Source organism: Streptomyces sp. NEAU-sy36 (assembly GCF_013423905.1).
Lineage (GTDB): Bacteria > Actinomycetota > Actinomycetes > Streptomycetales > Streptomycetaceae > Streptomyces > Streptomyces misionensis.
Map to the genome: position 1 here is coordinate 7,753,321 of NZ_CP058977.1, position 25,625 is coordinate 7,778,945.

General features: G+C 72.3%; 24 protein-coding genes. 6 read left to right on the forward strand and 18 right to left on the reverse strand.

What is annotated here, in order from left to right; all coding sequences use genetic code 11:
* Positions 1 to 135: 135 nt before the first annotated feature.
* From HZZ00_RS34000 to HZZ00_RS34015, 4 genes are all read right to left on the reverse strand, one after another.
* On the reverse strand, positions 136 to 930 hold the full coding sequence (locus tag HZZ00_RS34000) for an AfsR/SARP family transcriptional regulator (RefSeq protein WP_180329909.1): 795 nt from the start codon (positions 928 to 930) through the stop codon (positions 136 to 138).
* 114 nt (positions 931 to 1,044) lie between these two features.
* Complete coding sequence (locus HZZ00_RS34005) at positions 1,045 to 1,860, reverse strand: hypothetical protein (RefSeq protein WP_180329910.1); 816 nt, start codon at positions 1,858 to 1,860, stop codon at positions 1,045 to 1,047.
* A 151-nt stretch (positions 1,861 to 2,011) separates the two neighbouring features.
* On the reverse strand, positions 2,012 to 2,260 hold the full coding sequence (locus HZZ00_RS34010; RefSeq protein WP_180329911.1) for a DUF397 domain-containing protein: 249 nt from the start codon (positions 2,258 to 2,260) through the stop codon (positions 2,012 to 2,014).
* Positions 2,257 to 3,066, reverse strand: a complete 810-nt coding sequence (locus HZZ00_RS34015) for a helix-turn-helix domain-containing protein (RefSeq protein WP_374028501.1) — start codon at positions 3,064 to 3,066, stop codon at positions 2,257 to 2,259. The genes HZZ00_RS34010 and HZZ00_RS34015 overlap by 4 nt, the downstream gene beginning before the upstream one ends.
* Before the next feature lie 160 nt (positions 3,067 to 3,226).
* Here HZZ00_RS34015 and HZZ00_RS34020 point away from each other — a divergent pair, with 160 nt between their 5' ends.
* Positions 3,227 to 3,685 carry an ATP-binding protein gene (locus HZZ00_RS34020; RefSeq protein ID WP_180329913.1) on the forward strand — a complete coding sequence of 153 codons (459 nt, stop codon included), beginning with the start codon at positions 3,227 to 3,229 and terminating at the stop codon, positions 3,683 to 3,685.
* Between the two features lie 38 nt (positions 3,686 to 3,723).
* Here HZZ00_RS34020 and HZZ00_RS34025 read toward each other — a convergent pair whose 3' ends face one another.
* Together HZZ00_RS34025 and HZZ00_RS34030 are read right to left on the reverse strand one after the other, a co-directional pair.
* The gene (locus HZZ00_RS34025) at positions 3,724 to 4,482 is read right to left on the reverse strand and encodes a G1 family glutamic endopeptidase (protein ID WP_180329914.1); all 759 of its coding nucleotides are present in this window, start codon (positions 4,480 to 4,482) and stop codon (positions 3,724 to 3,726) included.
* Between the two features lie 184 nt (positions 4,483 to 4,666).
* The gene (locus tag HZZ00_RS34030; RefSeq protein ID WP_180329915.1) at positions 4,667 to 6,595 is read right to left on the reverse strand and encodes a long-chain fatty acid--CoA ligase; all 1,929 of its coding nucleotides are present in this window, start codon (positions 6,593 to 6,595) and stop codon (positions 4,667 to 4,669) included.
* A 240-nt stretch (positions 6,596 to 6,835) separates the two neighbouring features.
* Between HZZ00_RS34030 and HZZ00_RS34035 the strand changes: the two genes are divergently transcribed.
* Positions 6,836 to 7,675: a MaoC/PaaZ C-terminal domain-containing protein gene (locus HZZ00_RS34035; RefSeq protein ID WP_180329916.1), complete on the forward strand. Its 840-nt coding sequence runs from the start codon at positions 6,836 to 6,838 to the stop codon at positions 7,673 to 7,675.
* Between the two features lie 15 nt (positions 7,676 to 7,690).
* Here HZZ00_RS34035 and HZZ00_RS34040 read toward each other — a convergent pair whose 3' ends face one another.
* From HZZ00_RS34040 to HZZ00_RS34085, 10 genes are all read right to left on the reverse strand, one after another.
* Positions 7,691 to 8,338: a TetR/AcrR family transcriptional regulator gene (locus HZZ00_RS34040; RefSeq protein ID WP_180329917.1), complete on the reverse strand. Its 648-nt coding sequence runs from the start codon at positions 8,336 to 8,338 to the stop codon at positions 7,691 to 7,693.
* A 94-nt stretch (positions 8,339 to 8,432) separates the two neighbouring features.
* Positions 8,433 to 8,732 (reverse strand): DUF4229 domain-containing protein, encoded by a 300-nt coding sequence (locus tag HZZ00_RS34045; protein WP_180329918.1) that lies wholly within the window; start codon positions 8,730 to 8,732, stop codon positions 8,433 to 8,435.
* 75 nt (positions 8,733 to 8,807) lie between these two features.
* Positions 8,808 to 9,332: a GNAT family N-acetyltransferase gene (locus tag HZZ00_RS34050; RefSeq protein WP_180329919.1), complete on the reverse strand. Its 525-nt coding sequence runs from the start codon at positions 9,330 to 9,332 to the stop codon at positions 8,808 to 8,810.
* A 16-nt stretch (positions 9,333 to 9,348) separates the two neighbouring features.
* On the reverse strand, positions 9,349 to 9,999 hold the full coding sequence (locus HZZ00_RS34055) for a UdgX family uracil-DNA binding protein (protein WP_180329920.1): 651 nt from the start codon (positions 9,997 to 9,999) through the stop codon (positions 9,349 to 9,351).
* 1,031 nt (positions 10,000 to 11,030) lie between these two features.
* Complete coding sequence (gene mqnE, locus HZZ00_RS34060; RefSeq protein ID WP_070025305.1) at positions 11,031 to 12,194, reverse strand: aminofutalosine synthase MqnE; 1,164 nt, start codon at positions 12,192 to 12,194, stop codon at positions 11,031 to 11,033.
* A 38-nt stretch (positions 12,195 to 12,232) separates the two neighbouring features.
* A complete protein-coding gene (locus HZZ00_RS34065; protein WP_070025304.1) occupies positions 12,233 to 12,688 on the reverse strand; it encodes an Lrp/AsnC family transcriptional regulator in 456 nt (151 codons plus the stop codon).
* 50 nt (positions 12,689 to 12,738) lie between these two features.
* Entirely contained in the window at positions 12,739 to 13,389 is a 651-nt protein-coding gene (locus HZZ00_RS34070; protein WP_180329921.1) for a UbiX family flavin prenyltransferase, read from the reverse strand.
* A 96-nt stretch (positions 13,390 to 13,485) separates the two neighbouring features.
* Positions 13,486 to 14,367 carry a menaquinone biosynthesis prenyltransferase MqnP gene (gene mqnP, locus HZZ00_RS34075; RefSeq protein WP_180333818.1) on the reverse strand — a complete coding sequence of 294 codons (882 nt, stop codon included), beginning with the start codon at positions 14,365 to 14,367 and terminating at the stop codon, positions 13,486 to 13,488.
* Positions 14,368 to 14,381: 14 nt separating this feature from the next.
* Positions 14,382 to 15,833, reverse strand: coding sequence for a menaquinone biosynthesis decarboxylase (locus tag HZZ00_RS34080; protein WP_180329922.1), 1,452 nt, complete (start codon positions 15,831 to 15,833; stop codon positions 14,382 to 14,384).
* Positions 15,834 to 15,936: 103 nt separating this feature from the next.
* Complete coding sequence (locus HZZ00_RS34085) at positions 15,937 to 17,919, reverse strand: serine/threonine protein kinase (protein ID WP_180329923.1); 1,983 nt, start codon at positions 17,917 to 17,919, stop codon at positions 15,937 to 15,939.
* A 102-nt stretch (positions 17,920 to 18,021) separates the two neighbouring features.
* Between HZZ00_RS34085 and HZZ00_RS34090 the strand changes: the two genes are divergently transcribed.
* The 4 genes from HZZ00_RS34090 (at position 18,022) to HZZ00_RS34105 (ending at position 23,919) form a co-directional block, all read left to right on the forward strand.
* Positions 18,022 to 18,630 (forward strand): TetR/AcrR family transcriptional regulator, encoded by a 609-nt coding sequence (locus HZZ00_RS34090; RefSeq protein WP_180329924.1) that lies wholly within the window; start codon positions 18,022 to 18,024, stop codon positions 18,628 to 18,630.
* Between the two features lie 164 nt (positions 18,631 to 18,794).
* Positions 18,795 to 20,201, forward strand: a complete 1,407-nt coding sequence (locus HZZ00_RS34095) for a condensation domain-containing protein (RefSeq protein ID WP_180329925.1) — start codon at positions 18,795 to 18,797, stop codon at positions 20,199 to 20,201.
* Between the two features lie 86 nt (positions 20,202 to 20,287).
* The gene (locus HZZ00_RS34100; protein ID WP_180329926.1) at positions 20,288 to 22,372 is read left to right on the forward strand and encodes a hypothetical protein; all 2,085 of its coding nucleotides are present in this window, start codon (positions 20,288 to 20,290) and stop codon (positions 22,370 to 22,372) included.
* Positions 22,372 to 23,919: an ABC transporter substrate-binding protein gene (locus tag HZZ00_RS34105; RefSeq protein WP_180329927.1), complete on the forward strand. Its 1,548-nt coding sequence runs from the start codon at positions 22,372 to 22,374 to the stop codon at positions 23,917 to 23,919. The genes HZZ00_RS34100 and HZZ00_RS34105 overlap by 1 nt, the downstream gene beginning before the upstream one ends.
* Before the next feature lies 1 nt (position 23,920).
* Here HZZ00_RS34105 and HZZ00_RS34110 read toward each other — a convergent pair whose 3' ends face one another.
* Entirely contained in the window at positions 23,921 to 24,973 is a 1,053-nt protein-coding gene (locus HZZ00_RS34110) for a CU044_5270 family protein (RefSeq protein ID WP_180329928.1), read from the reverse strand.
* A complete protein-coding gene (locus HZZ00_RS34115; RefSeq protein ID WP_180329929.1) occupies positions 24,970 to 25,620 on the reverse strand; it encodes an RNA polymerase sigma factor in 651 nt (216 codons plus the stop codon). Before HZZ00_RS34115 ends, HZZ00_RS34110 begins: the two co-directional genes overlap by 4 nt.
* Between the last annotated feature and the right edge of the window lie 5 nt (positions 25,621 to 25,625).

The following is a 25,625-nucleotide window of genomic DNA, read 5'->3' on the forward strand; positions in this document are numbered from 1 at the left end:
TCCCCTCCGCCCCCGCCGCACCGCTCGGCCCGAGTTGTTCGGGACCACCCTAGGTTGTACCCGAACGAACAGCACGGAGGAGGCGTTTCCGGCTACCTGGGGTTTCCCCCGGTCCTGGCGAACAGGCTAACCACCTCAGGCGATCTGGAGGAGGGTGGAACGCGCATCACCGACGAGCGCGGGATCATGACGGAGTATCGCGCTCTCCACGCGGCGCAGCGCGGGCGAGGGCTGGATGCCGAGTTCCTCGTCGAGCTGGCGGCGCATCCGGCGGTACACGTCGAGGGCGTCGGCCTGCCGTCCTGAGCAGTACAGGGCGACCATCAACTGCTCGCAGAAACGCTCGCGCAGCGGGTGGTTGGAGTGGGCCTCGGCCAGTTCGGCGAGGACGGACGCATGCCGTCCCAGCCGCAGTTCCGCGTCGAAGCGCAGCTCCATGGCCCGCATCCGGTACTCCTCGTACCGCGCCCCGGCCAGCTGGCAGAGGGTGCCTCCGGGGAACCCTCCGAAGACCGGTCCGCGCCACAGCGACAGGGCCTGCCCGAGCATCCGGGCGGTGCCTTCCGCGTCGTACGCCGAGCACGATTCCGCTTCGCGCACGGTCCGTACGAACTCGGCCGCGTCCAGTTCTCCCTCCTCCACGGTGAGCCGGTATCCGGAGGGATGAATCGTCACCCGAGATACCGGACGCCCCGGTTCCAGGGCTTTCAGCTTCCTTCGCAGTCGGCTCACGTGCGCCTGGAGGGCGTTGGCCTGGTTGTCGGGTACGGCCTCACCCCACATCTCCTCGACCAGCCCCTCACCGGACACCGGCTGTCCCTCGCTGACCAGCAGCGTCTGCACGAGGGTTCGTTGCAGGTCGCCGGAGATCTCCGCAGGGCCGGACACGGTGCGGACCTGCAGTGCCCCGAGAATCGAGAACTTCAGCATCCTGACTCCGCCTCCTGTTGACGTCGCGGGCGTCGTCGTCCTTCTTCCGGCGACGTATCAACGATGGGACGGGCCTCTACCGTTTCGTTACCGATCCGTTCCCGGTTCTCCGGATCAGCTCGCCTCCCCCGCGACCAGCGCGCTCAGCGAGGTCACCCGCTGTGCCGCGCCTTCCGGGGAGTCGGCGTGCACCACGAAGTGCCCGGGGCCGCGGGACCCGGACGTCGACACGACCCGCACATCCGGAACCGTTCCCACCTCCCCGGCGCCCAGCCGCCAGGGCCGGCTCAGTTCGGCCGCGGCGGCGAACCGGCACGGGCGTGCGGCCTCCACGAGCTTTCCGGCCAGCACCCGTACGGCTCCGGCGGCCAGGTCGAAGCCCCCGGCCACCTTGAGCAGTTCGGGCACCGGGTCGTCCGCGAGGCCCGCCCGGCACCCGGTGATCACCGGGCCCTGCCGGGTCAGCGTGACCCCGGTGTGCGCGGGACCGTACTGGTATCCGGTCAGGTCCAGCAGCGCGGTCACCACGGCCCGTACCTCCGCCGCGGTGTCCTCCGTCAGGGGGGCCGGGTGGAGCAGGCCGTACGGCATGCGGGCGGTGATCCCCACGGTCTGGTGCATCCCGTGCACGCTGAGGGTCTCCACGGTCAGCCGGGGCGCGCCGGACACCGCTCCGGCGTCCGGCGACAGCCGGTTGTCCCGTACCAGCCGCTGTACGGCCTCGGGGTCGGCCAGCAGTCGCAGGGCGCGCGCGGGGTTGACGAAGAGTCCGGCCGCCGCGGCCTCCTTCAGGAGGGGCCGCAGCGCGGACTCGTCGTGCGCCTCGGTCCGGGCCGAGCGCACTTGTACGCCGGCCCGGTGCGCCTCGCTCAGGAGGCGCGGATCCGGGTTCAGCAGGAAGATCCGGCTGACGTCGTTGTCTTCTTTCATACCTCTGCTCGGATGACGAAGTCGGCGAGGGTGGAAAGGCAGGCTACGAGCGGGCGTTACCGATCCGGTCCCGGACGGTTCCCCGGCATTTGGTTGCGAACGGAACGTCCCGTACGGTACCGGTCCGCTGCCGCGGGGGCCCGCCAATCGCTCACCTTGCCGTGACTCGGGCAACCGAGAGGAAGGCGGCCCAGGTGGCGGGGGTGACGGTGAGGTGGGGGGCGGGGCGTTTCGAGTCGCGGATGTGGACGGCGGCGGGGTGTTGAGCGAGTTCGAGGCACTGGCCGCCCTCGCCGTCGCTGTGGCTGGACTTGCGCCAGCTGCAGGCGACCTCGACGCAATCACCGCCCTCGCCGCTGCTGTAGCTGGACTTGAACCAGGCCAGGTCCTCGGTACTCATAGCTCCTCCAGCTTCTGTGCGATCAGAGCGCGGGACTCCATGGGGCTCAGCGCCATCGCGCGCATGATCCCATAGCGGTCTGCGATCTTCCGGACCTCTTCGCGGTCGGTGATCAGCTGCGGGTGGCCCTGCGCTTCCAGGTACGCCACCTGCGCGTGGCCTTTCGGCACCAGGAGGTTGAACGCGCTGTCCAGGTTGGGGTGTTCCTCGACCTTGGTCGGCATCACCTGGATCTCGACGTTCTGCCTTTCCCCGAGCGTCAGCAGGCGTCGCAGTTGGTCCCCATGAACCCTCGGCCCTCCGATCGGCCGGTCGAGTACCACCTCTTCGAGGATGTAACTCACGACGGGCGCGGGCCAGCGTTCGAAGACTTGTTGACGCGAAAGCCGATCAGCCACCCGCTTCTCGATGGTCTCGTCGCTGAGGAACGGCCGTCGCTTGGCGAACAGGACCCGCGCGTGGGCCTCGGTCTGGAGCAGGCCGTGCATGACGTGGTTGCAGTAATGGTGCAGTTCCTCCGCCTCCGCCTCCGTCGCGGCATGATCCCGGTACCACTCGGGATGACGTGTCCGTGCGCGGCTCATCGCCTCCTCCACGTCGGGGGTGACTGCGACCAGCATCCCGCTGGCGTTCAAGATTTCGTCCGCCTTGATCAGGAACTCCGGCCTTGGTGTGCGCACCCCCCTCTCCATGGCGGAGATCTGGTCGGGGCCGTAGCCCACCAACACTCCGAACTCCCGTTGACTGAGTCCTGCCCGCTCCCGCAGCAGCTTCAACTGCTTGCCCAGCAGTACGAAGACCGCCACCGCCCCGTTCGCCTCCGCCGGTGTGTCCGGCCTCCGCTCCCGTTCCTCCGCCACATCACCCTCCGACGCTCGTACGGCAACCCGACCGCACCCGTACGACTACGCACAGTCGCCGGGTTACTCCTGGTCAGCGTAGGGAGAACCGGCCACGCTCAGTGATGTGAATCCGCAAATCTCCACCCCCCTGCAAGAGTTGGTCCAGCGGCTCAGCGCCACCCCCCGCGGCGCCCGGCTGGCCCGGCGGCTCACCGCCGCCTCGCTCGCGAGTTGGGGATACCCCTATGAGAGCGGTCCGAACGAGACCGCCCAGCTCCTCGTCTCGGAGCTGGCCACCAACGCCGTCGCCCACGGCCGGGTACCGGGCCGGGACTTCGAGCTGAGGCTGACGCTGCTGCCCGGGGCGGACGCCCTGCGCATCGAGGTGAGCGACGCGCGAGGGGAACGCCGTCTCCAGATGCTGCGCGGGGCACCGCAGGACGAACACGGCCGGGGACTGATCCTCGTGGAGGCGCTGTCGCGCGAGTGGGGCGTCACGGAGCGGGTCGTCGGCAAGACGGTGTGGGCCGAGATCCCGCTGTGGCCCGGCGACGGAAAACGGGGCGGCCCCGGAACGCCGTAGCGCCCGGGACCGCCCCGCCGGATCGGCCGGTGGCCGGTTCAGCTGTGGTTGTAGGTGACCGAGAAGTTCTCCCCGCCGCTCAGCGAGGAGGTGGTCGCCTTGGTGGTGCTGCCCGACGCCATGTTGATCTTGTCGGGCGAGAAGTTGCCTATCGCCTGGCCGTTGGCGGTGGCGCTGGTGAAGTTCGCGGTACCGAAGTTCGACAGCGGCAGCACACCGGTGGAGCTGGACGGCGCCTCGGCGATCACCTCGGCCGAGGCGTTGGACAGACCGCTCTGCGTCTTGGTGGTGGTCTTCGTCCACCCCTTGGTGGTGTCCGACAGGGAGAGCGTGTACGTGCTGCCGCTTCTGCTGACCGTGGCCGTGAAGTGGTCGCCGGCGCTCACCGTGTTGCTGTAGTTGACGGGGTACGCCGGGTACATCTCGTACCAGGACGAGTAGACCGCCCGGCCGCTGGAGCAGTCCGCCTCGGTACCCGTCTGCTCCACGGAGTTGCTGCCGTCACCGTCGATGCCGACCCAGAACGAGGAGTACGTGGTCGCGCTCGTGCAACTGACCGCCGGCTGCACCCAGCTCGCGGAGACGCTGGTGAACGTCGTGCCGGTCGCGGCGTAACCGGCCCAGTTGGAGCTGGTGCTGTTCCTGATGCCACCGACCAGGTGGTGGCTGGTGAGGTGACCGCTGACCGGGGTCATGCGCAGGGCCGGGGCGGCGGCGGCCGCGGGGGAGGTCGCCAGCGCGGACAGAACGGCTGCGGCTACGGCTGTGGCGGCGGTGAGGCGGATCGTTGCAGACATGCTGCTCCTTCTCGCGGAACTCGCGGTGCAGACGTAGCTGGTGGCCACCAGTGGGGGTGAACGTGCGCCCGTTGTTGTCAGTGTGCAGTCAACGGACTGGCCCCCGGCAACCGGCTGCCGGCAATACACAGCAAAGGTCCTGCCAAGTACGCGCGATAAAAGGAGCGTTGGCGGAGATTCCGGTTCAGGCCCCGTCGTACAGGCCCGCCACCTCGCGCCCGAAGTCCCGCAGGATCTGCTCGCGCCGGAGCTTCATGGACGGGGTCAGATGACCGGCCTCCTCCGTGAAGTCGACCGGGAGGACGGTGAAGCGGCGGATGGACTCGGGGCGGGAGACGAGCCGGTTGGCATCGTCCACGGCCCGTTGCAGGACCGCCAGCAACTCCGGGTCGTCGGCGATGAGTTCCGGCGGTACGGGGTGTTTGCCGTTCATCCGGCGCCAGTGGGTGATGCCCTCGGCGTCGAGGGTGAGCAGCGCGGCGACGTACGGACGGCCGTCGCCGACCAGCATCGCCTGGGAGATCAGCGGGTGCTGGCGCAGCCAGTTCTCCAGCGGCGCGGGCGCCACCGACTTGCCGCCCGACGTGATGAGGAGTTCCTTCTTGCGGCCGGTGATGGTCAGATAGCCCTCGTCGTCCAGCCGGCCGAGGTCCCCGGTGTGCAGCCAGCCGTCGCGGGTCGCGGGGACGACCCCGCCGGCCTGCGGGTCCCAGTAACCGCGCAGCACGTGGTCGCCGGAGACGAGGATCTCCCCGTCGGCAGCGATCCGCACGCGGGTGCCGGGCAGCGGCCAGCCCACCGTGCCGAGGCGGGGCTTGAGCGGCGGGGTGACGGTGGTGGCGCCGGTGGTCTCGGTGAGGCCGTACCCCTCGTAGATCTCGATGCCGGCGCCCGCGTAGAACGCGGCGAGGGGGCGGGCGAGCGGGGAGCCGCCGCAGATGACGTGCCGGACCCGGCCGCCCATGGCGCCCCGGATGCGGCGGTAGACGAGCGGGTCGTAGAAACCGCGCTGGGTTCTCAGCGCGCGGCCGGGCCCCTCGCCGCTGCCGCTCTGCCGGGCCTGGAGCGCCTCGCCGTAGCGGCGGGCGACGGCGGCGGCCCGGTCGAAGACGGCGGCGCGGCCACCGGACTCGGCCTTGGCGCGGGCCGAGTTGAAGATCTTCTCCAGCATGTAGGGGATGGCCAGCAGGCAGGTGGGCCGGAAGGCGGCGAGGTCGGGCAGCAGGTCGTCCGCCTTGAGGCTGGGCGCGTGCCCGAGGCGGACGCGGGCGCGGAGGCAGGCGATGGCCACCATGCGCCCGAAGACGTGCGACAGGGGCAGGAAGAGCAGGACGGAGGGGTCGTCGTCCTTCTGCTTGAAGACGGGGTAGAGCAGTTCGATGGCGTTGTCGACCTCGGCGAGGAAGTTGCCGTGGGTGAGCGCGCAGCCCTTGGGACGGCCGGTGGTGCCGGAGGTGTAGACGAGGGTGGCGAGGGTGTCCGGCCCGAGCATGCCCCGCCGTACGCCGGTCTCCGCCTCCGGGACCCGGGCCCCGGCGTCGGAGAGCCGGTCCACGTGCCCCTTCTCCATGACCCACAGGTGCTTGAGGTCGGGCAGGTGCTGGAGTTCGGGGCCGAGGGCGGAGGCCTGCCGGGCGGTCTCGGTGACGAGGGCGACGGCGCCGGAGTCGTGCAGGATCCAGCGGGTCTGGAAGACGGAGGAGGTGGGATAGACGGGGACGGTGACGAGCCCGGCGGCCCAGGCGGCGAAGTCGAGGAGCGTCCACTCGTACGTCGTGCGGGCCATGATGGCGATGCGGTCGCCGGGCGCGAGCCCCTCGGCGATCAGCCCCTTGGCGGTCGCGAGCACCTGGGCGGCGAAGCGGGCGGCGGTGAGGTCGGTCCAGCGGCCCTCGGGGAGCCTGCGGCTGAGCACGACGGCGTCCGGGTCGGCGGCCGCGTTGTCGAACGGCAGGTCGGCGAGCGAGCCGCGCTGCACCGGCGGGGCGAAGGGCGGCACGACCGCTTCCCGCACGGCCCCGTCGAGCCGCCGCGTCTCGGGCGCGACGAGCACCGGCCGCCCGTCGTAGTCGACGGCGGAGACGGGGGAGTTGGCGGTGGACGGCGTGGACACGGGCGGCTCCTCGGACGGGCTGCGAGGCGTTCACCGGCGGCGGAGCGCGCGGCGAACGAGCTGAGGGTGGTTACCGCCGGTCAGGCGAGTGATCGTACGGGCCCTTTGTGAGGGCTTCGTGCGGCTTCGGGAATGGTCCGGGGACGGGGCTGTGCAACCTCCGCTCACTGGCCCACCACAACTTACCTACGGTAACCTTACTGTCCGGTAAGGAATTCGTTCCCGTCCCCGGGGGGTTTGATGACGACGGCCGTCGTCCTCGGCAAGGCACCGTCCCTGGCACGGTCGCTGACGCGGGGCGCGCTGCGGTCCCCGGCGAAGCGCCCGTCCCCGCAGGCGTCGTACCCGCGCACCCGCCTGATTCTGCGGGACGTCCGCGCCGACGCGTCCCGGCTGTCGTCCTACCACCGCCTCTGCGGCTTCCCGCCACCGGCCGGACACCTCCCCCTCCCCTATCCCCACCTCCTGGCCTTCCCCCTGACCATGCGCCTGCTGAGCGCGCGGGACTTCCCGCTGCCGCTGCTGGGCCTGGTCCACACCTCGATCACTCTGACCCGCCACACCGCGCTGCCTGCCGGCGCCGCGTACGAACTCGGCGTCCAGGTCGACGACTTGTCCCCGCACCACCGGGGCACGCAGGCCACGGTGCTGACGGAGGCCCGGCTGGACGGGAACCTGGTCTGGGAGTCCCGCAGCACCTACCTGGCCCGCCACCGCACCGCCCACGGTCCCGCGCCCGCCGGACCCCCGGGCCCCGTCCCCCTGCCGGTCCTGGCCGAATGGCCGCTCCCGGCCGGCCTGGGCCGCGCCTACGCCGCCCTGTCCGGCGACCGCAACCCCATCCACCTGCACCCGCTCACCGCCCGCCTGTTCGGCTTCCCGCGCGCGATCGCCCACGGCATGTGGACCGCGGCGCGGTGCCTCGCCGCGTACGGCGACGTGAGCACGGCCGACGTGCGCTTCCGCTCCCCGGTGCTGCTGCCGGGGACGGTGCGCTACGGCGCGGAGGGCGACCGGTTCGAACTGCGCGGCGAGCGGGGGCGGTTGCACCTGTCGGGGAGGGCGGGCGGGGCGGTGTAGGCCGGCGCCGACGGTTCAGGCGGGGTCCGGCGCGGTCCAGCGGTTGCCGGTCATGAGGTCGCCCAGGCCCGACCAGGCGAAATTCATCAGCGTGCCGGCGGCCTGGGCGGCGGTGACGCCATCGGTGGTGTTGGCCCAGTCGGCCAGGGATTCCGCCGAGCCGATCAGGGCCATGGCGAGGCCGGCGACCTCGTGCTCCGGCAGGTCGCGGGCGAGGTGGGACTCGCGGGCGGCGGACGCTATCAGCCGGGTGACGAAGGTGACCATCTCCGCGCGCATCGCATCGGCCTCGGCGGCGAACTTCGGGCCGTGGGTGCGGGCTTGGAGGTGGAGGACGGTCCAGCCGTCGGGGTGCTCGGCGGTGTAGGTGAAGAACGCCCGCAGGCCGTCCCAGAGTTGGCGTTCCGCCGGCAGGTCCGGACGCACCGCCGCGCGCACCGCCCGGGTGAGGGCGGCGGCCTCACGGCGGATGCACGCGGTGAAGAGGTCGTCCTTGGAGTTGAGGTACAGGTAGACCAACGGCTTGGAGACGCCCGCCAGTTCGGCGATGTCGTCCATCGACGCGGCCGTGTAGCCGTGCCGGCCGATGATCTGGACGGCGGCGTCGAGCATCTGCCGCTCGCGCTCCGCCCTCGGCATCCGTTTGGTCTTGACGGCACCCATGAGGGCAAGCGTAAGGCGCCCGTGACGGGCTCAGGTGATCTTCGGCGATCCCGGTACGGGGCGGACCGGGATCCGCGACCGGCCGGGACCGGCGCTACGACACCTGGCTCTGGGCGCGCGCGGCGTCGTCGGCGATGTCCTCCTGGGTGCGGTTCGCCTCCAGGTTCGCCTTCATCCGGTCGACCCGGCCCACGATGTGCATCGAGGCCCGGTCCCGCTCCCTCCGCAGCGCCACCCAGCTGATCGGCGCCGAGACGACCAGGGCGAGCAGCAGGATCCACAGCCCGTTGGAGCTGCCCAGACCGCGCGGGAAGATGCCGGCGTAGACGGCTCCCCAGACGACCAGGAGGCAGCCCACGAAGATACCGAGGCGCATCAGCGTGTAGCGGAGCATCTCAATCCACTCGTCCGAATCCAAAAGGGGTCATCGTCCAGTGAAGCACGTCTCGCGGGCGATCATGCAGCGGGGTCAGGCGAGCGGCAGCACCATGATGATCTCGTCGCGGTCGTCGCCCGGCGCGACCCGTACGGCGCCGGGGACGCGGCCGACCTCCCGGTAGCCGAGGGAGGAGTAGAACCGCTCCAGTCCGTGGCCGCCGCGGCAGGACAGCCGGATGACCTCGATGCCGTCGGTGGCGCGGGCCGCCCTCTCGGCCGCGGTCATCAGGGCGCGGCCGTAGCCCCTGCCCTGGTGCTTGGGGTGCACCATCACCGAGTACAGCCCCAGCGTGTGGGCCGACAGGGGGTCGGCGGAGCGGGCGAGGAAGGCGGCGGCGGCCAGGTCGCCGTGCTCGTCGTGGCCCACGAGGAGGCGGGTGCGGCCCTCGGCCATCTGTACGAAGTGGCGCACCAGCTCCGGACGGACGCGCTCACGGGTGACCGGCGGCACGAAGCCGACGGCGCCGCCCGCGTTGGAGACGTCCGTCCACAGGTCGAGGATGCGGTCGCGGAGGGCGGGGGTGACGGGGGGTTCCAGTGTGCAGGTAAGGACCACAAGGGGATCTTATCCATTACCCGAGGGCGCGCGCAGCCACTTTCAGGTCGGCGACGAAGCCCCGGTAGGCCGTGTCACGGTCCTCGGCGCGCAGCACGGAGGAGGGGTGGACGGTGGGGACCAGCCGCTCGTGGTGGCCGTGGATGTCTTCCTCCAGGACGGTCCCGCGCACCCGGCCGACCCGGAAGGAGGAGCCGAGGAGGGCCTTGCCGGCGGTGGCGCCCAGGACGACGATCAGCTCGGGCTCGACCAGCGCCAGCTCCCTTTCCAGCCAAGGGGCGCAGGCCGTCATCTCCCTGAGCGTGGGAGCGCGGTGGATCCTGCGCTTGCGCGGTTCGGTCTGCGTGAACTTGAAGTGCTTGACCGCGTTGGTGACGTACGCGTCCGCGGGGTCCAGGCCCGCTTCCTCCAGCGCCCTGTCCAGGAGGTGGCCCGCGGGGCCGACGAAGGGCTTCCCCTTCCGGTCCTCCTGATCGCCGGGCTGCTCCCCCACGAACATCAGCCGGGCGTCCGCGCTCCCCTCGCCGAAGACCGTCCGGCTCGCGTGCAGGTGCAGCGGACACCCCCGGCACCCGGCCGCCGCCTCCCGCAACGCCTCCAGCCCCCCGCGCTCGGGCAGGAACGGCTCGGCGGTGTAGGCGTCCTCGGGCGCGTCGGTGGTGGCCATGCGCGCCGAGTACCCGGGGGGAGGGGAGGGTGAACGGGGGGCGTCACCGGGCGGGCGCGAGGCCGGGCGGGCGCCGCCGGAGCCGCGCGAACGGTCGGCGGTCACCGCCGCCGGAGCCGCGCGAGGGTGGCCGGGCCATGCGCCGCCGGGGGCGGACGTGGGCCGGCCGGCCGCCGGACCGGGCGCGGGGTGGCTGGCCCGCCGCGGGCATGGCCGAGTTGGGTGGCCGCGCGCCACCGGGACCGAGCACGGCGGAGGCGGCCGACCGCCGGACCAGACACGGGCCGACTGGCCATCCGCCGCCCGGCGCGGGCGAGGTGAAGCCGGTCATCCGTCGCCCGGCGCGGGCATGGCCGAGTTGGGTGGTCGCGCGCCATCGGGACCGAGCAGGGCGGAGGCGGCTGGCCGCCGGACCAGGCACGGAGCGGCCGATCATCCGTCGCCCGGCGCGGGCATGGCCAAGCCGGGTGGTCACGCGCCACCGGGACCGAGCACAGCGGAGGCAGCCGACCGCCAGACCAGACACGAGGCGGCCGGTCATCCGCCGCCCGGCGCGGGCGAAGTGGAGCCGGTCACCCATTCCCCCGGCACGACCATGGCCAAGCCGGGTGATCGCGCGCCACCGGGACCGAGCACAGCGGAGGCAGCCGGCCCCCAGAGCCAGGCACGGGCCGGCTGGTCATCCGCCGCCCGGCGCGGGCGAAGTGGAGCCGGTCACCCATTCCCCCGGCACGGGCACGGTCAAGCCGGGTGATCGCGCGCCCCCGGGACCGAGCACAGCGGAGGCAGCCGACCGCCGGACCAGACACAGGGCGGCTGGCCGGCCGCCGGACCAGGCACGGGGTGGCTGGTCGTGCGTCGTCGGTTGCGGGGCGCGCGGTCGTGGAGTGAGTCGCCCGGGTGCGGGTCCGGTCCCGGGCCGCTCGCGCGGTTCTCCGCGCCCCGGGACCGCTCCGCCGGGTGGACGGGCCAAGCCGTCTCCCCGCGCGCACACCCACCCGCCGAGCAGGCGGGTGGGGTCGGTCGGGAGGTCAGACGCGCATCGGCTGCGGGGCGTCCCGGCGGGCCGGGTCCGCGGGGTCGTACTCGCGGATGATCTCGTAGCGCGTGTTGCGCTCCACCGGGCGGAAGCCGGCGTCGCGGATGAGGTCCAGCAGGTCCTCGCGGGTCAGCTTGTTCGGGGTGCCGTAGTTGTCCGCGTCGTGCGTGATCTTGTACTCGACGACCGAGCCGTCCATGTCGTCCGCGCCGTGCTGGAGGGCCAGCTGCGCGGTCTGGACGCCGTGCATGACCCAGAAGACCTTGACGTGCGGGACGTTGTCGAACAGCAGCCGGGAGACCGCGAAGGTCTTCAGCGCCTCCGCACCCGTCGCCATCGTCGTCCGCGCCTGGAGGCGGTTGCGGATCTTGCCGTCCTTCATGTCCACGAAGTCGTGCTGGTAGCGCAGCGGGATGAAGACCTGGAAGCCGCCCGTCTCGTCCTGCAGCTCACGCAGCCGCAGCACGTGGTCGACGCGGTGGCGCGGCTCCTCGATGTGGCCGTAGAGCATGGTGGCCGGGGTCTTCAGACCCTTCTCGTGCGCCAGCCGGTGAATGCGGGACCAGTCCTCCCAGTGGGTCTTGTGGTCCACGATGTGCTGACGGACCTCCCAGTCGAAGATCTCCGCACCACCACCGGTGAGGGACTCCAGACCCGCGTCGATCAGCTCGTCCAGGATCTCCGACGCGGACAGCCCGGAGATCGTCTCGAAGTGGTGGATCTCCGTCGCCGTGAACGCCTTCAGCGAGACGTTCGGCAGGGCCGCCTTCAGCTCGCGCAGGGACCGCGGGTAGTACCGCCACGGCAGGTTCGGGTGCAGCCCGTTGACGATGTGCAGCTCGGTGAGGTTCTCCGTCTCCATCGCCTTCGCGAGCCTGACGGCCTCCTCGATGCGCATCGTGTACGCGTCCTTCTCCCCCGGCTTGCGCTGGAAGGAGCAGTACGCGCAGGAGGCCGTGCACACGTTCGTCATGTTCAGGTGGCGGTTGACGTTGAAGTGCACGACGTCGCCGTTCTTGCGCGTGCGCACCTCGTGCGCCAGGCCGCCGAGCCAGGCCAGATCGTCCGACTCGTACAGCGCGATGCCGTCCTCGCGGGTCAGCCGCTCACCGGAACGGACCTTCTCCTCCAGCTCGCGCTTGAGCCCGACGTCCATGCCAACACCTTTCTACGACAGTCCGGCCTACGGTATCCCTAGACCTCTTCCGGCAGCTCCCCGACCCGGTTCTCCCACTTGGTGGAGAGCACGATCGTCGTACGGGTGCGGGACACGCCCTTGGTGCCGCTGAGCCGGCGGATGATCCGCTCCAGGCCGTCCACGTCGGTCGCCCGCGCCTTGAGCATGAAGGAGTCGTCGCCGGCGATGAACCAGCAGTCCTCGATCTCCTTGAGGTCCCGCAGCCGCTGCGCGACGTCCTCGTGATCGGCGGCGTCGGACAGCGAGATGCCGATCAGGGCGGTGACGCCGAGGCCGAGGGAGGCCGAGTCGACCGTGGCGCGGTAGCCGGTGATGACCCCGGCCGCCTCCAGCCGGTTGATGCGGTCGGTGACGCTGGGGCCCGACAGCCCGACGAGGCGTCCCAGCTCCGCGTATGAGGCCCGGCCGTTCTCCCTCAGGGCCTGGATGAGCTGCCTGTCCACCGCGTCCATGCGATCGAAGCCTTCCGCTGAAGAGTTCTCGAGTGATGAGGGGTAGAGCGCTACTGCTGGGCCGTACCGCCGCCCAGCTCGCCGCGCCAGCGCCGGTACAGGCCGTGTTCGACACCCGCCGCGTCCAGCACCCGCCCGGCGACGAAGTCCACCAAGTCCTGGATGTGGGTGGCGCCCGCGTAGAAGGCGGGCGAGGCGGGGACGACCGAGGCGCCGGCGTCGTCCAGGGCGACGAGGTGCCGCAGGGTCTGGCCGTTCAGGGGGGTCTCCCGCACGGCGACGACGAGGGTCCGGCGTTCCTTCAACGTGACGCTCGCGGTGCGCTGGAGCAGGTCCTTGGACAGCCCGAGCGCGACGCCGGCCACGCACGCCGTGGAGGCGGGCACGATCAGCATGCCCTTCGCCGGGTACGAGCCGGAGGACGGCCCCGCCGCGAGGTCGCCCGCGTTCCAGTACCGCACCCCGGAGAGGTCCACATCGAAGGTCCCGGGCTTGCCGTCGGCGCCCCGGGCCAGCCATTCCCGCAGGTCGTCCTGCCAGTGGGCGTCCCGGAACGAGATCCCCGTCTCGTCCAGCAGCGTCAGCCGGGAGGCCCGGCTGACCACCAGGTCCACCGCCTCCCCCGCCCCCAGCAGCCCCCGCAGCACGGCAGCCGCATAGGGAGTCCCGGAAGCTCCGGACACCCCCACGATCCAAGGCACGCGCCGCGTTTCTCCTGCGTTCACACCTTGAGCGTACCGGCGCGCCCACCCGGGCTCAGGCCGGGTGGGGGCAAGAGCCGGGCCCGGGGCCCGGGTTCAGACGGTCAGCCCCCGGACCAGCAGGTCCAGCAGGGCGCACACGAAAAGGGCGATGCCGATGAAACCGTTGACGCTGAAGAACGCCCGGTTGAGGCGGGAGAGGTCGTTCGGGCGGACGATGGAGTGCTCGTAGAGGAACGCACCGGCGACGATCACCAGGCCGAGCCAGAAGAACGGGCCGGCGTGGGTGGCCAGGGCGTACCAGACGAAGAGCGCGGTGGTGATCGTGTGGCAGACGCGGGCGCCCCGGATCGCGGCCGGGATGCCGAAGCGGGCCGGGACCGACTTCACCCCGATGGCGCGGTCCGTCTCCACGTCCTGGCAGGCGTAGATCAGGTCGAAGCCGCCGATCCAGATGCCGACCGCGAGACCGAGGACCACCGCGTCCCAGGACCAGGTGCCGGAGATGGCGAGCCAGCCGCCGATCGGGCCCATGGCCTGCGCCAGCCCCAGGATGGCCTGCGGGAAGTTGGTGAAGCGCTTCCCGTAGGGGTAGACCACCATCGGGATCACCGCGACCGGGGCCAGCGCCAGGCACAGCGGGTTCAGCAGCGCCGCCGCGCCCAGGAAGACCACCAGGGCGATCAGCGCGCCCGTCCAGGCGTGCCGCACCGACATCGCGCCCGTCACCAGCTCGCGGTGGGCGGTGCGCGGGTTACGGGCGTCGATCTCGCGGTCGATGATCCGGTTGACGGCCATCGCGAACGTGCGCAGACCGACCATGCACACCGTGACCAGCAGCAGCCGGCCCCAGTGGATGTTCTCGTCCCACTCGTACATCGCCGTCAGCGAGGCGATGTACGCGAAGGGCAGCGCGAAGACCGAGTGCTCGATCATCACCAGGCGCAGGAACGCCTTGGTGCGCCCCGGCCGGGGCATGGCGGCGGCCGTGCTCACAGGCCGTACTCCTTCCAGCGGCGGTCCACCAGGGCCGCCGTATCCGGGTCCGACAGGACCATGTCCGGCCACCCGCCGTCGCGCGTGTAGCCCTCCTCCGGCCACTTCCGCGTGGCGTCGATCCCGGCCTTGCCGCCCCAGAACTGCTGGTAGGAGGCGTGGTCGAGATGGTCGACGGGGCCTTCCACGACTGTGAGGTCACGGGCGTAGTCGGTGTTGCCGAGGGCGCGCCAGGCGACCTCGTGCAGATCGTGGACGTCGCAGTCGGCGTCCACGACCACGATCAGCTTGGTGAGGGACATCATGTGCGCCCCCCAGATCGCGTGCATCACCTTCTGCGCGTGCTTCGGGTACTTCTTGTCGATCGAGACGATCGCGCAGTTGTGGAAGCCGCCGGCCTCGGGCAGGTGGTAGTCCACAATGTCGGGGACGATGATCTTCAGCAGCGGCAGGAAGAAGCGTTCCGTGGCGCGGCCGAGGGGGCCGTCCTCGGTCGGCGGCCGGCCCACCACGATCGACTGGAGCAGCGGGCGCCTGCGCATCGTCACGCAGTCGATCTTCAGCGCGGGGAAGGGTTCCTGCGGGGTGTAGAAGCCGGTGTGGTCGCCGAAGGGGCCCTCGGGCAGCATCTCGCCGGGCTCCAGCCAGCCCTCCAGGACGACCTCGGCCTGCGCCGGGACCTGGAGCGGCACGGTCTCGCAGTCGACCATCTCGATCCGCTTGCCCGCGAGGAACCCGGCGAACAGGTACTCGTCGATGTCGCCGGGGAGCGGAGCGGTGGAGGCGTACGTGACGGCCGGCGGGCAGCCGAAGGCGATGGCGACCGGCAGGCGCTCGCCCCGGCGCGCGGCCACCTGGTAGTGGTTGCGGCTGTCCTTGTGGATCTGCCAGTGCATGCCGATGGTGCGCCGGTCGTGGCGCTGGAGCCGGTACAGGCCCAGGTTGCGGACGCCGGTCTCGGGGTCCTTGGTGTGGGTCAGGCCCAGGTTGAAGAAGGAGCCGCCGTCCTTGGGCCAGGTGAACAGGGCGGGGAGGCGGTCGAGGTCGACGTCGTCGCCCCGCAGCACGACCTCCCGCACCGGGGCTTCCTTGACCTTGCGGGGCGGCACGTGCGCCATCGCGCCGAGCTTGCCGAACGCCTCGCGGACGCCGATGAAGCCGTGCGGCAGCTCGGGCCGCAGCAGCCCGCCGATCTTCTCGGAGATCTCGCCGTACGACTTCAGGCCCAGCGCCTTCAGCAGCCGGCGGTCGGTGCCGAAGACGTTCATGGCCAGCGGCATCGCCGAGCCCTTGACGTTCTCGAAGAGCAGCGCCGGGCCGCCGGCCTTCTGCACCCGGTCGACGATCTCCCCGATTTCCAGGTAGGGGTCGACCTCGGCCTTGATGCGCTTGAGGTCTCCCTCGCGCTCCAGGGACCGGAGCAGGGAGCGAAGATCGTCGTAAGCCATGCGTCCCAGTATCGGCCACCCGCCCCCCGGGCCCGGCAACCGGGCCCGGCAACCGGGCCAGGGCGCTCGGCGGCGGCCTTCGGCCGGTGCCCGGCGGGCCCTGTCAGGTCCGGGCCCAGTTCTGCGCGGCCGTGCCCGCCTGGCAGGTCTGGGTGGAGACGTTGCCGCCGAAGGAGAGGGCGAGGCAGCCGCCGTCGAAGGCCGTGCTCAGGGTGTTGCCGGAGCCGGTGTGCCACAGGATGGCGGAGCTGGTGCTGCCGCAGTCGGCGACGACGGCGTTCTGGCCCTTCATGTTGGAGCTGAGACAGGCGCCCGTGGCGACGTTGACGATCTTGACCGTGCCGCCGGACGCGCTGCGGAAGGTCCAGCGGCCGGCGGAGTCGGAGCAGCCGCCGAAGCCGACGGCGCCGTAGACCTGGGTGAGGCACTTGCCGTTCTCGGCGTTGCGGAGGTGGACGGTTCCGGTGCCGCCGCCACCGGAACCGCCGCCGGAGCCGCCGCCGGCGGTCGACCCGCCCGTGGAGCCGCCGCCCGAACCGGAACCCGACCCGGACCCGGACCCCGACCCGGAGCCCGAACCGGACCCCGACCCGGACCCGGAGTGCGATCCCCCGGTGGAGCCGCCACCGCCCGAGCCGCCGGAACCGCTCCCCCCGCTCCCGCCCGAGGCACCGGAGCCGCCGCCGGACCCGGAGCCCGACCCGCCGCCCGGGCCCGGGTCGCCCGACGCCTTGCCGTCCGTCCCGTTCCCCTTGCCGGGTTTCCTGGCGTCCGCCGGGGACGCCGAGCCCTTCCCGCCGGGCTTCGGGCTCCCGGAGGGGCTGCCGGAAGGGCTGCCCGACGCGGGGCCGGACGTCACGGAGAGGGACGGGACCGGGGTGCCCGCGGCGCCGTCGTGGCGGGGGCCGTTCCCGGTGACGTACGGCGCCAGCTGGACGACCAGCGTGGCCGCGCCGACGACGACCACGACCGGGACGAGGGTCAGCAGCACCTTTGTGCGGCGGCGCCGTTCGGGCTTCTCCCCCCGGTCCCCGCCGCCGCGCGCCGGCGGGCGCGCGGGCTCCTCCCCCGCGCCCGGCCCCTCCCCGGCGCCCGGCCCGCCCTGCGTGGTCCGCTGCCCGCCCTCCGTGGCCCGCGCCTCCTCCGGTTCCGGCACCACCTCCGGAACCCGTCCCGCGAACTCCGCCCGCGCCGCGAGGATTCCGGCGATCGGGGCGGGCCACGGCGGCTCCGCGGGCGGACCGGCCGGGGCCCGGCCCGCCGCCAGTTCCACCAGCTCCGCCGCCGTGGGCCGGTTCGCCGGGTCCTTGTCCAGGCAGGAGGCGACCACCTCGGCCAACTCCGCGTCGCCCGACCGCAGTTCCGTCAGGTCCGGCTGCTCGTGCACGATCCGGTACAGCACCGCGGGCCCGGACTCGTCCCCGAACGGCGGGCGCCCGCTGCCCGCGTACGCCACCACCGAGCCCAGCGCGAACACGTCCACCGCACTGGTCAACGGCCGCACGCCCGAGGCTTGTTCGGGCGACATGTAGGCCGGGGTGCCGACCACCACGCCGGTGCGGGTCAGCTGGCTCTGGTCGGCCGCGCGGGCGACGCCGAAGTCGATCAGTGTGACGCCGTCGACGGTCAGCATCACATTGGACGGCTTGACGTCCCGGTGCACCATCTCCAGGTCGTGCACCGCCGCCAGGTCCGCCGCCGCCTGCCCGAGCAGCAGCCACAGCGAGGGGGCGGGCAGCGCTCCGCCGTGCGCCTCGACGGCCTCGCGGAGGGTCAGTCCGGGGACGTACGCGGTGGCGAACCACGGCGGCCGGGCGTCCCGGTCGCCGACCAGCAGGCGGGCCGTGGCATCGGCGGGCAGCCGGGCGAGGTTGTCCAGCTCGTGCCCGAAGCGGCGGACGAAGTCCTTGTCCTCGCCGACCACGGAGGGCAGCACCTGCTTGACCGCGGCATACCGGCCCTCGTACACGCCGAGGTAGACCCGTCCCATGCCGCCCGAACCGAGCCGTCCGACCAGCGGGACGGGTCCGATGCGCCGGGGGTCGCCGGCTTCGAGCGGCTCGACCCCGTTGTGTTCCCCGTTCAACCGTCTCCCCCTGCGGGATGTGAGGATGGGACACCCATGCGAGACACCAGTGTGAGCGTCCCCACCCGGCAAACCAAAATATCCTTCTAGAAAAGCATTTCAATGAGCCCCAAGCAGCAGCGTGGCGAGACCACCGTCGAACAGCTCCTGGACGCCGCTCTGCGCGTGTACGCGGAGACGGGCGAACAGGGGCTGACGGTTGCCGCGGTCACCCGGGCGAGCGGCGTCAGCCTCGGCAGCCTCTACCACCACTTCGGCAGCATCGACGGCCTGGTGAACGCGCTGGTGGACCGGTGGCTCGGGCGGCTGCTGGGGGAACTGGCCGCGGCGGTGGCGCACACCCGCACGGCGCGTACCGGCATCCGGGCCCTGGTCAGGGCCTATATGAACTTCGTACAGGAGCAGCGGGCGGCGGCACTGCTGCTGCACTCCGCGTCCGCGGACCGGCGGGGCATGGCCGACGGGCGGCGGCTGCGCGACGCCCAGGAGGCGCGGATCTCGCCGCTCGGGCAGTGGATCGAGGGGTATGCCGAGCGGGGCGAACTCGCGCCACTGCCCGCGCCGTTGATCGAGTCCCTGATCCTCGGGCCGGTGGTCGCGGTGGCCCGCCGGTGGCTGTCGGGGGTCGGCGACGTCGATCTGGACCGGGCCGCGGTGCTGCTGCCCGAGCGGATCTGGCGGGCGGTCGCGGCGGACACCGCCGAGGACTGAGCAGCGGCACCACCACCGTCACCGTCGGTTAATCAATTCCCCGTTCGCCCTGCCACCCGTTCCGCTGAAATGACACCGCCGGGCATGTCCCGGGCGCGTCCCCCGTCATTGCCTTGACGGGGGCCCCACATCCAGCAGGGGCCCCCTTCTGCGATGGGAGACGCGTGCGAATCACTGACATCCAGCGCTGCGGAGTACGGCCGGGACGGCTCGTCGAGTGGACGCTGAGCCCGGCCACCGTCGCGGCGGCGACGCGGCTGCCGGAGGACTCCCGGCCGCCGGCCTACATCCAGGAGTCGCACATCCGGACCGCCAAGTGCGTACGGGAGGACGGCCTGTTCGTGCCGACCTGGCTGGGCACCGGGTTCGACCTGCCCGGCCCGGTCGACCTGGACGCCCTGCAAGCGGCGCTGCGCTCCTGGACACTGCGGCACGAGACGCTGCGCAGCGGTTTCCGCTGGGCGGGCGAGGAACTGCGCCGGTTCACCCTCGATCCCGCCGACGTGTCCCTGAGCAGGACGGACGTCGGCGAGTTCACCGACGCCGACCGGCTCGTGCGCCATCTCCAGGACCGCTTCGACGCCGTGGCGGACGCCCTGCGCTGGCCGAACCTCATCTACACGGCCGTCGTGCGCGAGGACTCCACCAGCGTGTACATGGCCTTCGACCACAGCAACGTGGACGCCTACTCGCTGACCCGGATCGCCGCCGAGGTGAGCGAGCTGTACGCGGGCATCCGCGGCGGCCGCGCCGAGGAGCCCCGCACCCCCGCCGCCAGTTACGTGGACTTCTGCGAGATCGAGCGGGCGGACGCGGACCGGCTCGACGGCGGGCACGACATCGTGGCGCGCTGGCGGGAGTTCATCCGGCGCGGCGGCGGCACCCTGCCCGGCTTCCCGGTGGACCTCGGCCTGACGCCCGGCGGGCCGCTGCCCCGGCAGGCGATGCTGTGCGAGCCGCTCGCGGACGCGGACGCGGCGGCCGCGTTCGAGGCGTACTGCCGGCCGTACGGCGGGGCCCTGGTCGGGCTGCTGGCGGCGACCGCGCTGATCGTGCAGGAACTGGGCGGGCAGTCGGTGTACCGGACGGTGGTGCCCTTCCACACCCGGGTGCGCTCGCGCTGGACCGACTCGGTGGGCTGGTACGTGGGCGGGGCCCCGATCGAGGTGCCGGTCGCCCGCACCCGGGGCCTGCCGGACGCGCTGCGGGCCGTACGGGCGGAGCTGGGCGCCAACCGGGCGCTGGCCCGGATGCCGCTGGCCCGGGTGCTGGCGCTGCTCGGCGCGGACTTCCGGCCCACCTCGCCGGACCTGTACTCGATCGTGTCCTACGTGGACACCCGGTCGGTGCCGGGCGCCGACCGGTGGCGGGAGATGCGGGCGCACGCCCTGCTGCGGGTGTCGTACGGCGACCAGGTGTGCGTCTGGGTGAACCGGCAGCACGAGGGGCTCTGGGTGGCCAGCCGGTACCCGGACACCGACGCGGCGGCGAAGAACATGCGGCTCTACGTCGAGCGGCTGCGGGACCACATCGCCTCGGCGGGCCACGGGCGCCTGTCGGCGGTGTCGTGAGCGCACATCGTTACCCAAACGGGCAACTCTGGCCCTGGCGTCGACCAACTGCCCCTTTTTACACTGTTGTTGAAGGGGGAGATGCGGTGCACACACGGTTGCACGGGCGGGGGGCCCTGTTCGACGCGGATCCGGCCGGCCTCGCGCCTCGTCTGGTGGGCCTGGCCCCCGGTCACCATCGCGCCCACCCTCTGGAGCACCCGGAAGAGCCGCCCTTCGTGGTGCTCACCGGGGCCCGGGGGCTGGGCAAGAGCGCGGTGCTGGGCGAGCTGCGGGACAGCTACCAGGGGCACACGCCGGTGGCGTTGATCGACTGCTCGGCCCGCCAGTTCGCGGAGCCGCCCGCGGGCCGGTCCCCCGAGTCCTGGTCGGCCTCGGCCATGGCACTGCTGGTGATCGCCGAGCAGCTGGCCGAGCCGGTGACCGGCGCCGGGCGGATCGCCTTCCCGCGGCTGATGTCGGGCCTGGTCGCGGTGGCCGCCGGCGGCTGGGGCGACGCCGACTCGGAACGCATCCGCCGGGAGGTCGAGCGCATCCTGCTGCTGAACGAGCGGGGCGGACGGTTCGGTTCGCTCGCCGGACGCTGGGCGGCCAAGGTCGCGGCGAAGGTGGTCGCGGCCGCCACCGGCGGGAACGCGTTCGTCACGGGCGCCGTCGAGGCCACCCTGGAATCGGTCGCCGAGGGGTTCACCGGCCACCGGCAGCAGAAGGCGTCCCAGTGGTACCGGTCCTACCCGAACGCGGGCGGCAGCTCCCAGCGCGGGCTGATCCTGCTGTCCCAGCACTTCCGGGACGGCGGCGGCTCCCGCGAGCACGCGGAGCGGTATCTGGTGCGGGCCCTGCTCGCCGACCTCACCGAGGCGTACACCGGGTTCATGGCGAAGATGCAGCGCCTCGGCCGGCCCCTGGTGCTGCTCGACAACGCCCAGTCGTCACCGGGCCCCGAGCTGACCGCGGCCGTGCTGCGCGACCGCGCCGACGGCATCGGCGACCGCGTCGTCTTCGTGACCGCCCGGCGCGGCGAGGGGCGCGAGGAACTGCCCAACGCGACGCGGCGGAAACTGGCCGAGGTCGCCCGGCGCACCGAGTGGGCGCCGGACTCGGCACCCTCCTCGCGCGCCCTGCTGGTCGCGCTGTCCCCGCTGAGCGCCGACGACACGCTGCACATCGTCGGCGCGCTGTGCTCGGACACCGCCGTACCGTCCCACCTCCCGGCCGCCGCGCACCGGCTGACCGGCGGGAACCCGCTGGGCGTGGTGCTGCTCGCCGAGTCGGCCGCGCAGCATCTGCCGGGGGTGACCTCGGTGGGCGAGCTGCTCACCGCGGAGTTCCGGCCGGCCGAGGACCGGCGGGGACTGCCCGCCCACCAGGCGCTGCTGGACCGGCTGGTGCCGGCCGAGTACCTGGAGGAGCTGACCGTGCTGGCCGCCGCCCACGACCACGACTCGGCGTGCGCCCTGGCCGCGGCGCTGCTGCCGGACACCTTCGGGCCCGCGGACGTACGGGCGCTGCAGACGCTGCTCGCCGAGGAGGGACTGCCCGTCGTACCGGGCCAGTTCGTCGGCGATCCGTTCGTGCGGGCGCTGCTGCTGCTCCGGCTGCACCTGTGCGACGCGGACCACGCGTCCTGGCGGCGCGCGCACGAGACGCTGATCGACCACTACACCGAGCCGGAGGGGGCGCCGTACCGGCTGCACCACGAACTCGCCCTCGGCAACACCGAGTCGGCGATCGCCCGGCTGCGGGACGACTTCACCACCGCCGACCCCCGGGAATGGCTGCGCACGCTGCGTTTCATCGCGTCCGCGCCCTACTTCCACGCGCACGACGCCGAGGGCCGTGACTTCAGCGGACGCGGCAACCGGCGGGCCGCGGTCGCGCTCGGCACCACGGACGCCGCGTACGCGGTGCCGGGGGACGTGGACGCCGTACTGCACCTGCGGGTACGGCGGCTGCTGCACGCGGTGTGGGAGCTGACCGACCCGCTCGTGCTGCCCGATCCGAAGGTGTGCGACCGGCTCCGCTTCGAGCTGGAACAACTGTCCAATCTGCGCCCCGCGGCGGGTGCGCTGCTGTGGCGGGCCTCCCGGGACTGGCCGGCCGCCGCACTGGCCGGGCACCCGCTGGAGGGCCCGGACGAACACGAGGACGACGGGCGTGGGGAGGCCTGATGGCGGTCGGGGGCATGGGGAGCTGGGTCCGTGAACACGTGTGGGAGATCCCGCTGCGCCGGTATCTGTCGCTGGGGCTCGCGGTGGTGCTGGTGGCCGGCGGGGTCTTCGGGGCGCGCACCGTGATGCGGGAGGTCCGGCAGTGCGCGCCGGGGGTGTCGCGCCCGGCGGGCGGCAAGGAGTGCCTGGGCGTGGCGACCGGGCCGTACGACTTCAAGCAGGACCGGTTCAGCAAGGTGGTCGGGTCGATCCGCGGGGAGAACAAATCGCTGTACAAGCCGGAGTCGGGCCCCTATGTGACGGTGGCGCTGATGCTGCCGTTCACCTCGACCGAGACGACCGATCTGAACGACGTCGAACACCAGCTCCAGGGCGCCTATCTCGCGCAGTACCGGGCCAACCACAACTCCGAGGGCCAGACCCCGAAGATCCGGCTGGTGCTGGCGAACTCGGGCACCGGCAAGGACACCTGGAAGACGGCGGTCCACCAGCTGGAAGGCATGACCGGGGGCAAGGACCGGCTGCGGGCCGTGGTCGGCATAGGGCAGAGCACCGATGCCAACGAGGCCGCCGTCAGGGAGCTGACCGAGCACGACATCGCCGTGGTCGGCTCCTCCATCACCGCCGATACCCTCGCCAACGGGCAGCCGGGCAAGCAGGACCCCTTCCCCGGTCTGGCCCGGGTGGCGCCGACCAACGCCGACGAGGCCCGCGCGCTCGCCTTCTACGCCAAGGCCAACCCGAACGGGAACAAGGCCATCCTGGTGTACGCCGACCCCGGCGACCCGTACACGAACTCGCTCAAGCAGTCCTTCGGCTCGCTGCTGAAGGGCTCGCCGTACAAACCGGTCCTGGAGCAGCCCTTCACCCCGTCCGAGTCCTCGCACGACTTCCAGGACATCAAGCACACCGTGTGCGACACGCCCCCGGACACCCACACGATCCTGTTCGCGGGCCGGCATGCCGATCTCCAGCAGTTCGTCAACGTGCTGGGCGCCCGCGGCTGCAAGGAACACTCCTTCCAGATCCTCACCGGCGACGAGGCCTCCTACCTCACCTACGACAAGGACCTGGACCAGGAGGCCCTGCAGCAGAACCTGACCGTGCTCTACACCTCCCTCGCCCACCCCGACGCCTGGGTGGACAACCCGCCGAAGACCGGCGGGTCCACGGACGACTACGGCACCCTCAGGGAGGTGCTGAACAACCGCGATCGGGGGCCGATCGGCCCGGTCGCGCTCGACGACGGCCAGCTGATCATCGGCTACGACGCGGTGCAGCTCGCCGTGGAGGGCATCCGGCGGGCGGACACCCCCCAGGGCGAGGACATCCCCACCCTGAGGAGCGTCGGAGACGTCTGGCCGCGTGTCGTCGGCTCGCTGAAGTTGCCCGGCGCGAGCGGCTGGATCTGCCTGAACAAGCACGGCAACCCTTATGACAAGGCCGTACCGATCGTGAGGCTGACCAAGGGCGGGGCCCAGTTCGTCCAGCTGGCCTGGCCGAAGGGGAAGGCCCTGGACATGAGCGGCTGTCTGAAGCCCGAGTGAGTCAGGACGCCTTGCCGGGCGAGGCGGGCCGCACCTTCTCCGCGTCCACCACCGCCCGGCTCAGGATCGCCGTGCGCTCGGTGACCGTGCCCGGCTTGGCGTCGCCGGCCGCGGTGATCTGCACGCCGCGGCTGCCGAGGTAGGCGTAGGTGTTCCGGTCGAAGATCCACTCGATGCGCTCGCCGGTCTGCGGGTCCAGGCGGGCCAGCGCGATCCCGTCGCGTCCGGCGGCGTCCTGGGAGTGCGGGACCACCACGACGCCGGGGATCCGGGCCGCGGCGCGGTAGAGGGCCGCGGCGATCCGGGCCGGCACCACCTGCTCGCCGACGATGTCGCCGATGGTGGTGAACGCCTGCTGGTTCCGGTCGCTCTCGCCGTTCGCGCGGGCGTAGATCTTCTTCAGCAGCGCGTCGGGGTCGGTGGGCAGCGCCTTGGTCTCGTCGTAGGAGTTGCGGGTGATGTCGCTGTCCAGGGTGATGCCCCCCTTGGGCTGGTAGCCGGGCTCGTCCAGCCAGCCCTTGTGCCCGTCGGGCGAGAGCCAGACCTCGCGGGTGTGCAGGGGCTGCACCCAGGTGCGGGAGGTGTTGGTGTCCGCGTTGACGTAGGTGGTCGTGTACGACACCTCGCTCTTGACGTAGATGAACTGGTCCGGGCGGGGCGTCGGCAGGGCGCCGCGGTCGGCCGCGTCGGCGATGTGCTCGACCGTGGAGGCCAGCGCGACGTTGGAGCCCGGCTGGATCGCCACGACGGGGGCCGCGACCGGGGTGGGCTCCGTCGTGCCCGCACCGCCGGTGGCGTTCAGGGCGACGACGACCACCCCGGTCAGGGCCAGTGCGGCCGGGATGCCGATCAGTATCGGCCGGCGCAGGCGCCCGCGGGCCGGGCGGGGCGCGGCGGCCGGGCGGGTGGCGGGGGCGGGGCGCTGGATCTGGGCCATGAAGGCGTCCTCGAGTTGGCGTTGGCGGTCGCGCGGCAGCTCCGGGTCGCCGGGCGCCGGCAGCAGGCGGGCCAGTTCCGCGGGGTCCGGTTCCCCGAACCTCGGTGTCCGCTTCATCGGTCCGTCTCCTCTCCCGACCGGGCCGCGGTGGTGCGGCCGCCCTGTTGTTGTCCGCTGCCGCCGACGGGTTCCATCCGCTCGTACGATCCGCTGCGGCCGGTGGCCAGTTCCTCGGCGGCGAGCTTGCGCAGCCGGGTGCGGGTACGCGACAGCCGCGAGCGCACCGTGCCCACGGGCACCCCCAGGGCCTGCGCCGCCTCGGCGTAGCTCAGCCCGGACCACACGCACAGCGTGAACACCTCGCGCTCGCCCCGGCGCAGCCGGGCCAGCGCCCGGCCGGCCGCGGCCAGTTCCTCGGCGTCCGCCATGCGGCCCACCAGTTCCTCGACGAAGTCCGGCACGGTGTCCTTGGCCGGCAGCCGGGTCAGCGCGGCCGAGTGCCGCCGGGCGGCCCGCGCGGTGTTGCGCAGCACGTTGACGGCGATCCCCATCACCCAGGGCCGGGGTGTCTCGCCCTCGTCCCGCAGCTTGGCCCGCAGCCGCCAGGCCTCCAGGAACGTCAGCGACACGACGTCCTCGGCCGTCGCCCAGTCCCCGGACACCCGCACCGCGTGCCGGAAGACGAGCTGCGCATGGGCGCGGAACAGCTCCCGGAACGCCTCTGGGTCGCCCGCTCGGATGCGGGCGTGCAGTGAATAGTCCACGCCGC

Excerpts from the sequence above, each read along its gene's own strand:
- mqnP (WP_180333818.1), bottom strand. The coding sequence starts at position 14,367 with ATGCCCCGGCCGGGGCGCACCAAGGCGTTCCTGCGCCTGGTGATGATC.
- HZZ00_RS34025 (WP_180329914.1), bottom strand. The coding sequence starts at position 4,482 with ATGTCTGCAACGATCCGCCTCACCGCCGCCACAGCCGTAGCCGCAGCC.
- HZZ00_RS34055 (WP_180329920.1), bottom strand. The coding sequence starts at position 9,999 with ATGGCCACCACCGACGCGCCCGAGGACGCCTACACCGCCGAGCCGTTC.
- HZZ00_RS34065 (WP_070025304.1), bottom strand. The coding sequence starts at position 12,688 with ATGGACGCGGTGGACAGGCAGCTCATCCAGGCCCTGAGGGAGAACGGC.
- HZZ00_RS34000 (WP_180329909.1), bottom strand. The coding sequence starts at position 930 with ATGCTGAAGTTCTCGATTCTCGGGGCACTGCAGGTCCGCACCGTGTCC.
- HZZ00_RS34035 (WP_180329916.1), top strand. The coding sequence starts at position 6,836 with ATGACGACGGCCGTCGTCCTCGGCAAGGCACCGTCCCTGGCACGGTCG.
- HZZ00_RS34040 (WP_180329917.1), bottom strand. The coding sequence starts at position 8,338 with ATGGGTGCCGTCAAGACCAAACGGATGCCGAGGGCGGAGCGCGAGCGG.
- HZZ00_RS34110 (WP_180329928.1), bottom strand. The coding sequence starts at position 24,973 with ATGAAGCGGACACCGAGGTTCGGGGAACCGGACCCCGCGGAACTGGCC.
- HZZ00_RS34005 (WP_180329910.1), bottom strand. The coding sequence starts at position 1,860 with ATGAAAGAAGACAACGACGTCAGCCGGATCTTCCTGCTGAACCCGGAT.
- HZZ00_RS34045 (WP_180329918.1), bottom strand. The coding sequence starts at position 8,732 with ATGCTCCGCTACACGCTGATGCGCCTCGGTATCTTCGTGGGCTGCCTC.
- HZZ00_RS34080 (WP_180329922.1), bottom strand. The coding sequence starts at position 15,833 with ATGGCTTACGACGATCTTCGCTCCCTGCTCCGGTCCCTGGAGCGCGAG.
- mqnE (WP_070025305.1), bottom strand. The coding sequence starts at position 12,194 with ATGGACGTCGGGCTCAAGCGCGAGCTGGAGGAGAAGGTCCGTTCCGGT.
- HZZ00_RS34090 (WP_180329924.1), top strand. The coding sequence starts at position 18,022 with ATGAGCCCCAAGCAGCAGCGTGGCGAGACCACCGTCGAACAGCTCCTG.
- HZZ00_RS34105 (WP_180329927.1), top strand. The coding sequence starts at position 22,372 with ATGGCGGTCGGGGGCATGGGGAGCTGGGTCCGTGAACACGTGTGGGAG.
- HZZ00_RS34010 (WP_180329911.1), bottom strand. The coding sequence starts at position 2,260 with ATGAGTACCGAGGACCTGGCCTGGTTCAAGTCCAGCTACAGCAGCGGC.